The organism is Microcoleus sp. MON1_C1 (genome assembly GCF_036701945.1).
Taxonomy (GTDB): Bacteria; Cyanobacteriota; Cyanobacteriia; order Cyanobacteriales; family Microcoleaceae; genus Microcoleus.
On record NZ_JAUBRO010000024.1, the window covers coordinates 68091 to 81086 of the forward strand.

Sequence of the window (12996 nt, forward strand, 5' to 3'; positions counted from 1 at the left end):
ACTGTTATTTGACAGAGGCAAACCATTCGGTAACACCTTGGGCGATCGCCTCGGCTAACTTCTTCTGTTCTGTTGGATTCACAATCCATTCAAACTCTTCAGGATTTATGAGAAATCCCAATTCCATTAAAACAGATGGAGCAACGGCAGGACGAGTCATGGCTAAGTTGTTCCAAAATACACCATAGCTCGGACGGTTCAACTTGGCAACTAAATAATTGTGCAAAAAGGTTGCCAAACTGTGCGCTTGCGGGTGAAACCAGAAAGCGCCGACGCCTTTAGTCTTAATGGCGTCGCCGTTATCCGGCAAAGCATTGTAGTGAATTGAAATTGCGATCGCAGGTTCTTCTTTTTGAATCATTTCCACCCTGGGTGGCAAATCCAAATCGACATCTTCTACCCGCGTCATTAGCACATTCGCGCCCCGATTTACCAATTCTTCTCGCACCAATTTCGACACAGTTAAAGCTACTGTTTTTTCTCTAATTCCCACTGGACTCACAGCACCTCCATCCTCCGGCCCGCCGTGTCCCGGATCGATGAGAATCTTAATTCCCGACAGCGGCTTTGCTTGCGAATTGGGCACTGCGCTTGTATTGGCCGGCGGGTGTTTTAAAGACAACACTAAAGTTGTGCCCTCGTATCTCAACTTGTAACCCCACTGCTGGGCGGATTTGAGATTAAAAGTGTATTGTACTTGCAGCGGCGATATTTGTTGCCATTCCAAACGCGAAATTACGGGGTCATCCTGGATGCGAATAATGTCAGTTTGAGCGGTAGTATTGTACAGGGTTAAAGTGAAAGTGCGTTCTCCTTCTTGCACCGTGACGGGCACGGGTATTTCTAAGGGAAATAAGACCTCTGTCCAGCCGGAAACTTGACGCGAACTGGCGCTGCGAATAATCGATCGCGGAGGCACTGCATCCTTGACAACTCGCACTTCTGATGCTTTAATCCAAGCACCGTAATCGAGCCTGAGCCATTCTCCCTCGCGCCCGATAACTGTTGCTCGCGTTCCCTTCGGCAGCGGTGTCATCCGCGAAAAATCTGTACTCGCGCCGGTTCGGGCAACACCTGGATCTGCTGTTACTTCGGCTATTTCTAAGTCAGCCGGAGAAAGAATAGAAATCTTGCCAGTACCCTGCTGGCTGATAGTTTGATTATTCATTGTTAGCTCAAATACAGGCACTCCTAAATCAATTTTCTCTCCTTTTACTAGCGAGGAGTTAGACTCATTGCCCCCCCTTGCCAAGGGGGGGTTGGGGGGGGTTTTACCGCAGCCTTGATACTGTTCGCTGCCGCCTTTTTTGATCGGGGAGTTTTCACCTAACAGTACAGATTTGTTGTCGGGTAGTTCGACTTGCGATCGCGCTTTTAAAGGAATAGTAACGCCCGCCAATTTTACTGAAACTTGAGCATTCGCAGGTGCGATCGCCCCAAAGCAAATATATTCCCCCGGCAAACTCGCCACATCGACTTTCGGCGTCAGGGAATCTTTAGCAAAAGCCAATCCTACAGGGACTTGCGGCTGATTCGACTCGCGCGTCACCTTAATTTTGACTTCCTGATTTTCGTAACGCAAGGTAAAGAGATTTTCGCCGAGTTGCAGCGGAAAAGTTGGGGCGAAATGCCCGGATGCGGTGCGCGAAATTTGGTTGCCATTTACTAACACTTGTCCCGGTGCGGGCGCTGTGCCGATTAAAAAGATGCGATCGGCTGTAGTTTTGTGGTTGGCTGGAGGATAAGAGACGAACAAAGGTTGAGCCGCCACAGCTACAGAGGCGATCGCCATTATCAGCCCAAACACACATAATGCTAAAAATTTTCTCATTCTAAACTGCAACTAATTGAGACTCTGTTGGTTATTTATACTAGGACTTGCGCTAAGAAACCCGGGAGAAATCCGGGAATAAACCGGGTTTCTGAGAATTAGCCGTAAGTCCTATTTACTATACAGGCCCCATTTTATCAGGTTTGTAGTTGCAATTGAGCGATCGGCAACATAAATTCCCGCGTCAAACCATTAAGTTTTAATTAATTCCGAGGTCGTTCTCCACAGTTGATCCAACCGATTCGCCGGCATCGTCAAATACAAAACATCCCCCGTACTCAAACAACAATTCAGTAAATCCCAGCCGTGGAGAGTTTGACACTTAGTTTCCGCATAAAGAGGCACAAAATCCGCAGACTTAGCAGCATCTTGAATGCGCTGACCGCAGAAAGGATGTTTTGGCGTAATCAATGTGGCCAAGCAAACCCACAGACTATCAGCCGTCATTCCGTTCCCCAAAATTCTGCCTCCAATCGCCGCCGCCGCGAAAGCAGGAGCCGCCAATTCCGTCGGGTTCAAAACTCCTTCAAACTCAAAAACTTGCTGCACCATCAAAGCAAAATGTGGGTCTTGATTGCGGACAATAACTGATATTTTTGGTGCCAATCCTTTAGCGCTCAAGGCAATTTCGACATTAGACATATCGCTGCTAGTTACCGCCAAAAGTGCTGCCGCTTGCTTAACATTAGCAGCTTCCAGAGTTGCGGGCAAATTAGCACTTCCCTGAATGACCGGAATTTTCATTGAGCGAGCCGTGCTCAGAAATCGGCTGTTCGGATCTTGCTCGATCGCCACAATATCGTAACCGTTAGTGTGCAGTTCTTTTGCAATTTGGATGCCAATTCCTCCGAGTCCGCAAATAATGTAATGATGGCGCTGCGGAACTCGCGCCACATCCCAATATTCGGTAAAGCGAGTTCCCAATACATAATCGTTGAGCAGTGCGTAGCAGATGCCGATGATGCCCGCTCCAACTAACATCATCACAACTGTAAATAGTTTAATGCTTTCGGGAGCTTGTTCCGCCACTTTTTCATGGCCTCCGGCTCCGGTAATCATCCCTACTGAAAAATAGAGAGAATCAACAATTGAGATATTATCGTCAACACAAATATAGGTAGCAGTAGCAACGGCAATCATTGACAGCAGCGTCAATACAACAATTACTGCTGCTTGGCTGTGCTGCTGAAATCTGTGCAGCCTAGTTAATGTTTTGAGCAGTTTTTGAGTTAAAGTCTTTTGGGGACTGTGGATAGTCGGCTGAGTGGCAACAATTAGCCGATCGCCCTGCTGACACTGCCGATCGGCAAGCACCGCCGATACTAAATCAGTTTTGTTAGCAGCCGGTAGATAATAAATCAACATTCGCGATCGATCGTCCCACAAATCGCTCAGTTTGCGATTTTTCCAAGGATGTGTGTCATCGATATATTCTTCGTGAATCGGCCAAGTGCGATCGAACAAACGCAACTGGCCAATCGCCTGATTTCCGAGAGCCGCAAAGGCAAAAACCGGAGCCGCCAATGATGAAACGCTCATGGAAGCGTGATCGGGCAAAGTGTGGTCAATCCTGTCGCCCAAGCTAGTATTGAACAATCTGTTGATGATGCGAATCTGAGGATTGAGAATCCTCGCTTGCATCAAAATTGCCAAATTCACAGCATCATCGTCTGCTGCAATTACTAAAGTGTGAGCGTTTTGAATGCCCGCCACCAACAAAGTAGAAGCTGCTTGCAAATTGCCGACAACCACATCAGAAGTTTCGCCGCGAATTGGGCGATCGCTAATACCAACCACAATCGCTCCTTGCTGTCTCAACAAACAAAAAATCTTGTGTCCCGTGTGGCCCAACCCGCAAACAATGATTCGAGGTTTCATAAAAAGTTATTTGCCAGCCAATTTCGGAGCTGTCCTTGTAGTTTTACTTACCATTGTTGACTGCCCAGGCTTTGCAGAATGTAGCTAAAAAGACTATCTAGGAAACTTGTGCCGCCGTAACCTGGAAGTTTTGAAACAAGGACACGAGACTGCCGTCTCCCTAAAGCCGCGTTCCAAAGTTTTGAAACAAGGACACGGCAGTGCCATGTACCTACAGATATGAGGTGCAACTAACCTAATTTAATACTGGAAAAATATCCGGGTGTGACAGCCAACCAGCAGAATCTGAATAGGTAGGGACATGACACTGCCCTGTCCCTACAACTATGACTTCCTACATAAATTTAGCTGCCTTAGCGGCAGGAGTTATTATGAAATTGACTGCACCCTTATTAGCATCCGCTTTAGTGTTCGCCGGTACTGTCGCCTTTGCAAGCCAAGTGCAAGCAGCTACCAGCAACTCTGGGAATAGCACTAGAACAACATTTCAGTGAGTTACTTCCGGCCGAAATTTTGTCACAATTGCACGGCGGGGAAATGTCACGACCGATCCAATGATTCTGTGGAAATCTACCGAGTTCGGCCGCGAATATACACCTTGGCAGCGCTGTCAAATTGTTTCCAATAGATTGACCAAAGCTGTTGCCCAGAATGGCGGAAGATTGAGCAACTTGCAGTTAACAACAGGAATTGTTAATAACTTGCCAGTAGTTTGTTACGTGAACGGACGGGGGCGCTGCAACTCTCAAAATCTGCTGTTCACCCTAGACAAGCGCAATGCTAAAAATCCCGGTGATGCTTTAACGAGATTGATTAATTTTGCCCAAGACGGCAGCGGGCCCGTGACAGTGTTCAGAACCGGAGCTCAATCGTCTGCACCGCAGTTTGTTCCCTTTGGAGATATGGTCGATCGAGCTTTTAATTCTCCAAACAATAAACCGTCAATTCCTGTAGCAAAACCGCAGGGCGATCGAGGTATTTAATCTCCAATTCTACTCGTTATCTACTCGTTACCAGGCAGAGCCTGGTAACACCGATCCGGAGGCTCTGCCTCCAATTTTCATGGAAGCTGGCGAGGCAGAGCCTCTGAATATCGGTTCCCAGGCAGAGCCTAGGAACCAGTTAACTAAAAAAACTACACTGTCACCCCTTCAATTTTCTCATCAGTCAACTCGTACAACTCGCGCAACTGCTGCAACTTATCCGCATCGGGCAGCCAAAAACCCCGCCCGTTAGCCTCCAACATTCTGCCGACAATATTGCGAAAAGCTTCAGGATTAGCCTCGCGCAACTTCTGCGCCATTTCCCGATCCAAAGCATAAGTATCAGCCGCCTGATCGTAAACCCAACTATCAGTAAAATCAGCCGTTCCGCCCCAACCAATTAACGCCGTCATCCGCTGCGAAATTTCATAAGCGCCGCCAGAACCTTGATTTGCCATCGCGTTAGCCCACTTAGGATTTAGCAACTTAGTTCGATATTCCAAGCGCAGCAAATCTTCTAAATTGCGCGGAGTGGTATCCTGAGAAAAACTTTCTACAAAACTGGTATTGACTTTTTTGCCGCGCTGCTTTTCTGCGGCTTTCTTCAAACCGCCAGTATTCGCATAATACTCTTGAATATCAGTCAAACCGTATTCAACAGAATCAATTTCTTGAATTATGCGATCGCACCCTTGCAACAACTGAGTCAAAACCTCCGGCCTCGCTTCCCCCTTATCCTTCCTCCCGTAACTAAAAACATTGCGACTTTCCCAAGTTTTCCCCAACTCATCCCCCGATTCCCAACTACCATCAACAACCCTATCGTTAACCAAAGAACCAAAATCACCAGCCGGATTAGAAAACAACCTTGCCGAATAATTCTGCACACCTTGTCCCTGCAAAATTAAAGCGTGTTTGCGAATAAAATTCTCCGCTTCCGGTTCATCAGCATCCGCCGCCCGCACGAACAAATCATCCAACAATTCAATAATATTCACAAAGCTATCTCGGAAAATCCCCGAAAGATTTCCCAACACATCAATCCGGGGATGACCGACATCAGCTAACGGTTTTAATTCATAGCGAACAATGCGGCCAGTGCCCTCTTTCAGAGGTTCAGCCCCCACCAATTCCAGCAGAATTCCAATAGATTCGCCCCGAGTCTTAATCGCATCCAAACCCCACAACATCACCGCCACAGTCTCAGGATATTTATCATGTTCCTCAAGGTGCTTCTCAATAATTTTCCGAGCAATTTCGCGCCCCCTTTCATAAGCCGCCGGAGAAGGCATCCGATAAGGGTCTAAAGCGTGAATATTCCGACCAGTTGGCAACACCCCAGCCCCATCCCGCAACAAATCCCCACCCGGTGCAGGCAGAATATATTCCCCATTCAAACCGCGCAAAAGATTAGTCAACTCATCCGTCGTTTGCAACAACAAATTCCGCACCAGCAACCCCTCCTCAAAAACCCCACCAAACCCCTCTTGCTCTTCCTCTCTGCGCCCTCTGCGCCTCTGCGGTTCATTTTCTTCAACAACCAGTTTTTGCAACTGTTCCTCCGACAACCTATCCCCAAAATAAGCCTCAAGATAAGAGGTCATTTCCTCAGAATTAGGCGGTTCCCCGAGAACGTGCAAACCAGAAGAAAACAAGCGACATTCCACCACCTGCAAATACTCGTAAAGCTTCACCAAATAGCGGTTAAAAGCATCAGGACTGAACATTCCCACATTCTCAAAACTAAAAGCAATCCCCAACTTGCGAGCCTCATCAAACGGACAATCAGCCTCCAAACCGCTATCTAAAATTTTCTTGCAAATAGCCTCTTTCAGCACATAATTCTTTGCCGTATCTTCCCGATATTCCGCAATCAAATCCCGCAAAGCCATCAATTCTTTGTACAAGCCCGCGCGGCCGTAGGGCGGCACGTTGTGAGAAATCAAAACACCGTAACCCCGCCGTTTTGCTAACATCGATTCCGAGGGATTGTTGGCAGCATAGATATAAAGATTCGGCAAACTTCCCAACAAAATATCCGACCAAGAATAGCCAGTATTTCCCAGAGGAGAACCCGGCAACCATTCAACAGTTCCGTGCATTCCGAAGTGAACCACAGCATCAGCTTGCAAATCATTTTGCAGCCACTTGTAAAAAGCAGCGTATTGAGGGTGAGGTGTCAAATCGCGATCGAACATTAAGCGCATCGGATCGCCCGAAATTCCCAGCGGCGGCTGCAAACCTATCCAAACATTCCCCAGTTGAATGCCACCGATTAGGAACTCGTCGCCGTCTGTCTTAATGCCAGTACCAGTCAGAGATTCCCACTGTTTTTCGATACGACTTGTTAACAGATAGCCCAGCCATTTTTCTAAAGTTTTGACATTAACAGTCTCTTTTGTGGTACGGGCATCTTGCCCGTCACAAGTAGCTTCATCCGCCTCTTTCACCCTGCGAATTAACTCCTCACCGTCAGCCGGAATTTCTCCAACTGTATAACCTGCTGCTTGAAGTTTGTGCAGGAAATTTAGCAGCGATTTCGGTACATTTAATAAAGCAGCCGTACCCGCCGCACCGTAACCGGGAGGAAACCCGTAGAGAATAATCGCAATTTTCCTTTCAGATGGCGGAGTTTGGCGCAATTTCACCCAATTATTAATTCTACTTGTCAGGCGTTTGGCGCGATCGGGCACCAGATAAATATCCTCACCCACCAAACCGCCCAGGGGCACTGGATCGATCGCACCATCCAACTCAGGCAAAGCATACAATACCACACTTTGCAAACCCCCAATCCCCTGACGAGTCCAAGAATGGATATCCTGAATCAGCAGAGGTGCGGACACAAAATAAGGTACATTTTTAGCAGTTAAAATGCGCTTAGCAACTTCCACCTGCCTTCCACCCTCCATCGAACCAGCAGGCCCGCCAACCAAAGGAAAGCCAATAGTAGAAACAATCGCATCAACTTCCACAGCATCTTTAGAAAGCGAAAGAGTTTCAATATTGCCTTGTTTTCGCCGCGCAGTTTCATCAGCAGTCGTCATCCAATCCCGCACCGCCACATGGCCTTCAACGCCATTGATAAAAATCGGCAAGGGCACAATTCCCGCATCTTCAAAATAGCGAATTAATTGAGGAATATAAGGCTGCTTGGTGATAACGTGTTTGCGGTAAAGCAAGATGCCCACAACAGGGGATTTTACTTGCTTGAAATTAGGGAACCCATTGGTTCCAAACTTTGTGGATCGGGCATCTTGCCCGTTAGAAACCTGGCCAGAATTTTGAGACCAATTCGTCTCAAAATTTGTGGAACGGGCATCTTGCCCGTTATAACCCTTTGTATCAAGATGTCTAGCCTCTTTTGTGGAACGGGAATCTTGCCCGCCCCTAGCACTTTGATGACTCAGATACCAATCCAAATATTGCCGAGGCGATTCACAATAACCATTATAATCAGGATGCAACAAACCCATATTGGGAGTTTCCACAGGCGGCGGAATTTCTGCAACCTTCAGCCCCAAATACTTTTCGGAAATAATCCAAAACATTGAGACAACATTATCCGCCCCGCCCGCATTCCAGTAACCATAAATAATCAGCCAGTTGCGTAAATCCTGCACTTTTTGCACCGGCACATATTTTAATAATTTCGGCCCCACCTTCAAAAAGCTGATGTAACCAGCCAGCTTATCTTCTTCTCGCCCATTGCTGAACTTATCCAGAATAAACTTAACCGGCTTCGGCATTCCCTTCGGTTTGTCGCCAATTTTAAAAGCGCCGATTTGAGTAAGACTCATCAATTCCAAAGCCGACTCAAAAACCAGGCGAATCGGGATATGTTGCACCCTTTCTCGCAGCCACATTACCGCATCGTAATCAAACAGCAAACTCCCGAAAAACACATCAGCATTCGAGAGGGCGGTTGCTACAGCGTCGGGTTCATCTGCGAGGGCGCGATCGCTAAAAACGCGCACTTCCAATCCCTGACTCCCAGAAACAGCCAACTCAGCAGCTTTGCGGTACAAATCAGCATTAAAAGATTCAAACCCTGCAATTAAGACAATGCGTTTCACAGCCCTACCTCGAAATATTTGCTTCTTTTAATGATAGACTAATTGCAGAAAAACACAGGCAAGATGCCTGTGCCACTTCCAGACAGAACAACACAAAAGATAAACTTCTTCCTTCTCTTTCTTCGCGCCCTTCGCGCCTTCGCGGTTCGTCAAATCTAAGAAAATATTAAAATAATCAGACCAATCCAAACACAAGCATAATTAAAACAGTGAATCGAATTCCTCCCGCAATAGTTATATTAGGTCAAAACAGCCAGCCGATCGCAAAAAAAATCTCCGCACATTTCCCCGGTTCCCAGATTTACGGTTTAATCGATCGCACTTCCGACACAGACATCAACTTTAGCAACTTCGGCGAAACATTGCGGGAATTGTTTGCAACAGAAACCCCCATAATCGCTATCTGCGCCGCCGGAATAATCATCCGTACCCTCGCCCCGCTGCTGTCAGACAAACGCGCCGAACCGCCAGTTTTAGCCGTCGCAGAAGACGGAAGCGCCGTCGTACCGCTGCTGGGCGGTTTGCACGGCGTTAATGATTTGGCCAGAGAGATTGCAGCAGCCCTCGGCGTACAACCTGCAATTACCACCACCGGAGATATTCGGTTTCGCACCGCGTTGCTGAGTCCTCCCCAAGGCTATTATTTGGCGAATCCAGAGGACGCGAAGACTTTTATTTCAAATTTGCTCGCCGGGGCAAAAGTACGCCTAGAAGGGGCTGCAAGCTGGCTTTCCGAGAGCAATTTGCCGATCGCCCCCGACGCCCAATTAACTATCCGCGTCACCGAAAAAGCAATTGCGCCGACGCCAGATTGTTTGGTTTACCATCCGCAAATTGCAGCAGTTGCACTCGCGAATCTATCGAATATTCAGCCAGAAATAGCCCTGTATTGCGTGCAGGAATTACTGGCAAAAACTAATTTAGCAGCAGCTTCTGTTGCTGGATTTTTTGCATTAAAACATGAGATGGGAAATCCGGCACTTGAAGCAGTTTCACAATATTTTAAAGTCCCCATCCGCTTTTTCAATCTCTCCGAACTTGTCGAATTAGACTCAATTGAATTCATCGAAAATAAGGCTGCACAAATTGCCATGACAGCAGCAGGTGCAAACAGTCAGTTAATCGAATGCGATCGCACTTTATCCGTGAATTGCGCGATCGCCCTGGCCACCCAACCCTTTGATGCTAGGGCGATCGGAGTTAGCCGCGGCAAACTGGCGATCGTCGGTACCGGCCCTGGAGGCGCGCCCTGGATGTCCCCGGAAGTTAAGGAAATTCTGCGCGAAGCCACGGATTGGGTGGGTTACAAGTTCTATCTCGACTTAGCCGGAAGCCTGCGCGAAGGACAAAAGCGGCACGATTCCGACAACCGCGAAGAGATCGATCGCGCGCGTTTTGCCCTAGATTTAGCAGCATCCGGCAAATCTGTCGCCGTCGTTTCGTCGGGAGATCCGGGTATTTTTGCGATGGCGGCGGCGGTGTTTGAGGCGATCGACTTTGATGCCAAACCCGAATGGCAAGGCATCGATATTCGGGTGGCACCGGGCATTTCAGCCATGCAGGCGGCCGCTGCTGCGATCGGAGCACCCCTCGGACACGATTTTTGCGTGATTTCGCTTTCGGATATTCTCAAGCCTTGGGAGGTCATAGAACAGCGGATTGCGGCTGCTGCTGCGGCCGATTTAGTTATGGCATTTTACAATCCCATATCGAAAGAGCGGATTTTGCAACTCTCAAGGGCGATCGATATTTTGTTGCAAAGTCGCGATCCTAAAACCCCCGTCATACTTGGGCGAAACCTCGGCCGGCCCGGTCAATCTGTGCGCGTTTGCACCCTCGGCGAATTCCAGCCGCAAGACGCCGACATGAGAACTTTAGTTATTGTCGGTTCGAGTCAAACTCGGATTATTCCCCGCAAATATGGAGATGTTTGGGTTTATACGCCGCGCAGGTACGAAAAATAAGTAAAGCAGCAAAAACTTTGGAAATAAGTAAATGATTGAAAGCTAAATGACTTTGACAAGGAAATATTTTGAGTTTCCTGGGGAGAGTCTAGCTTAACAAATAATGGCGAATCACTCGATCGCGATCGGCCTGTTATTTCATCTCATAGTTGTCACTCTCGATATTTGATTACAAAAATCCTCGGTAATGAGGGTTCTCGGCTTCCGGAAGCCGAGTTTTTCTCGCAGACATTGAGCGAATTTAGAACTAGACTCAACCCTAGTAAGGGTTTCAGCTTCATTTTGGGAGAAATATAATTTAGTTGTCAGTAAATTTTTTATTATTATATAGCCACCCTAAAATCAAGGGCGATCGAGGTCGGTTAAATTCCTTAATCCTACAATAATCCTAAGGTTACAAAAAGAGGCTTTCACCTGCAGGAGTCTTTTGTGTCTTTGGGTAGACCGAATTCTTTTTTTCTTTTGATACACTTTCCTTAAATAAAGCTTAAAATAACAGTTAAAAGAACATGAAATTCCAAATTCCTTTAGCTCCTGGGGCTGTAACCCAATTTTTGCTTAGAGTGGTGACCTGTCTAGCTGTACTCTCTTTCTTAAGTCAGATGAGTCTGTACTACTTGCCGGAATACCCGTTGAGAGAGTACTTTGCAAAAGTATTTAACGTTGATGCCGAGCGGAACGTTCCAACCTTCTACTCATTTTTGGCATTGCTGTTTAGTTCTCTCTTGCTGGGTACGATCGCCTATGCGAAAAATTTGGATAGCGATCGCTACAAGAATCACTGGAAAATTTTATCATTCATATTTTTATATTTATCGTTAGATGAAGCTGGTCAATTGCACGAAAGTTTTATAGATCCGATGCGAAGCCTGCTAAATGCCTCAGGATTTCTTTACTTTACTTGGATTGTGCCGTTCGGTTTTCTGGTAGCGATATTTCTATTATCCTATAGTAAGTTTGTGTTTCACCTTCCTGTTGCTACAAGAAAATTATTTGTTGGAGCCTGCGCTCTTTATATTGGGGGAGCAATCGGCATGGAACTTCCAGGGGGATACCTATTTTCTACCACGGGGATGGAGAGTGTACCCTACCTGATAGTAGCGACCCTTGAAGAGTCATTAGAAATGCTGGGCATCGTTGTATTTATCCACGGATTGATTTCCTATATCAAGACATATTTAGGCGGCGTAAGTTGGAATATTTACATACCAGGAAAAAACTCACCAGCTACCGAGCATCAAAATATCGGCATACCTGCCCTTAGCGAACCAGCCAACACAAATATATCAAGGTAAATCACTTAAAACCGGGTTTAATGGACGACGAAAATACTGCATTATGGCTTTTTATCCGAATAAAAAACCCAGTTTTTTTGGTACTGATGCGTCCTGGACTGGAGGTTATGCGATCTTCGGCGCACAAAACGACTAATATATAGGCTGCTTGGTGGACTAAAAGACTAATTAGAGGTGGAACAGCTTAGTTCACAGATGACATCCTCACCTTTACCAGAAAATCGTTAAGAGCAACCTTTGCATTAGGATTTGACGGCAAATGACTTGTAAAACTTGCCTCTTCTAATACATTAATTAGCCGATCGCGCTCTTGCTGATAAAATTCAATATCTGTATCTTCCAGCACTGATTTTTCCTCCCCAGCCAGCTTGCGATCGATCAAATCAGGAATATACGACAACTGGAACTTCTCGTTAAGTTTCACCAAATTCGCCTCGACTTCCCCCGTTTGCATCAAGTGAATCCCAGCCAGCAACACCCGATAAACGTACAGCAGCGGCTTAACCCGACGCGGGCGTTCTTTCTCAAACAATTTCCATTGAGTTTTAGCAAAACCGAGATAATGGTGGCTGTGGTGCTTGGTAATGCAGTTCGAGGCGAGCTCCTTTAATTCCTCGTGTTCCTTTGTACTGTAAACTATCAGCGGCGAATACAGTTGTTCTAGCACGTAGCCGTTGCGCTTCAACAGCATCTCAAAAAATTTCTTGATGTCGTGAGTTACTAAATCGAGTTGCATTCCATCCCGAACTTCCGACACTTCGATTGTTTCTTCAGCAGAAATCAGTCCAATTACTTTCGGTAGCGGTAAGATGTGTACTCCCCGCAAGTCGAAGTCAGAATCGGCGGAAGGAAAGCCGTATAAGTGCGAACCGCTGACAGTCGCAAACAGCAGCGGATAAGGTTGAACGGAGATAATTTGGGCGAGATTCGAGATGTATTCTGTCATTTATTGCAGTCCATGCAGGCGGG

Annotated in this window: 7 protein-coding genes and 1 pseudogene; 4 read left to right on the top strand and 4 right to left on the bottom strand. The window is 46.8% G+C overall.

The window, feature by feature from the left end; all coding sequences use genetic code 11:
• Window positions 1–4 precede the first annotated feature (4 nt).
• Window positions 5–1831: an N-acetylmuramoyl-L-alanine amidase gene (locus QUA62_RS15425; protein ID WP_333405179.1), complete on the bottom strand. Its 1827-nt coding sequence runs from the start codon at window positions 1829–1831 to the stop codon at window positions 5–7.
• A 192-nt stretch (window positions 1832–2023) separates the two neighbouring features.
• On the bottom strand, window positions 2024–3709 hold the full coding sequence (locus QUA62_RS15430) for an NAD-binding protein (RefSeq protein WP_333405181.1): 1686 nt from the start codon (window positions 3707–3709) through the stop codon (window positions 2024–2026).
• 326 nt (window positions 3710–4035) lie between these two features.
• Here QUA62_RS15430 and QUA62_RS15435 point away from each other — a divergent pair, with 326 nt between their 5' ends.
• Entirely contained in the window at window positions 4036–4203 is a 168-nt protein-coding gene (locus QUA62_RS15435; protein WP_333405183.1) for a hypothetical protein, read from the top strand.
• 24 nt (window positions 4204–4227) lie between these two features.
• Window positions 4228–4692 (top strand): annotated as a pseudogene (locus tag QUA62_RS15440) (COP23 domain-containing protein); the annotation flags it as partial.
• Window positions 4693–4844: 152 nt separating this feature from the next.
• Here QUA62_RS15440 and QUA62_RS15445 read toward each other — a convergent pair.
• Complete coding sequence (locus tag QUA62_RS15445; protein WP_333405185.1) at window positions 4845–8768, bottom strand: cobaltochelatase subunit CobN; 3924 nt, start codon at window positions 8766–8768, stop codon at window positions 4845–4847.
• A gap of 209 nt (window positions 8769–8977) precedes the next feature.
• Between QUA62_RS15445 and cobJ the strand changes: the two genes are divergently transcribed.
• Together cobJ and QUA62_RS15455 are read left to right on the top strand one after the other, a co-directional pair.
• Window positions 8978–10732 (top strand): precorrin-3B C(17)-methyltransferase, encoded by a 1755-nt coding sequence (gene cobJ, locus QUA62_RS15450; protein ID WP_333405187.1) that lies wholly within the window; start codon window positions 8978–8980, stop codon window positions 10730–10732.
• A 509-nt stretch (window positions 10733–11241) separates the two neighbouring features.
• Entirely contained in the window at window positions 11242–12027 is a 786-nt protein-coding gene (locus QUA62_RS15455; RefSeq protein ID WP_333405189.1) for a hypothetical protein, read from the top strand.
• Between the two features lie 184 nt (window positions 12028–12211).
• Here QUA62_RS15455 and QUA62_RS15460 read toward each other — a convergent pair whose 3' ends face one another.
• Complete coding sequence (locus QUA62_RS15460) at window positions 12212–12973, bottom strand: nucleotidyltransferase domain-containing protein (protein ID WP_333405191.1); 762 nt, start codon at window positions 12971–12973, stop codon at window positions 12212–12214.
• Between the last annotated feature and the right edge of the window lie 23 nt (window positions 12974–12996).

Bases quoted from the DNA above. Each gene is read 5' to 3' on its own strand.
- QUA62_RS15425 (WP_333405179.1), bottom strand. From the start codon at position 1,831: ATGAGAAAATTTTTAGCATTATGTGTGTTTGGGCTGATAATGGCGATC.
- QUA62_RS15430 (WP_333405181.1), bottom strand. From the start codon at position 3,709: ATGAAACCTCGAATCATTGTTTGCGGGTTGGGCCACACGGGACACAAG.
- QUA62_RS15435 (WP_333405183.1), top strand. From the start codon at position 4,036: ATGACTTCCTACATAAATTTAGCTGCCTTAGCGGCAGGAGTTATTATG.
- QUA62_RS15455 (WP_333405189.1), top strand. From the start codon at position 11,242: ATGAAATTCCAAATTCCTTTAGCTCCTGGGGCTGTAACCCAATTTTTG.
- QUA62_RS15460 (WP_333405191.1), bottom strand. From the start codon at position 12,973: ATGACAGAATACATCTCGAATCTCGCCCAAATTATCTCCGTTCAACCT.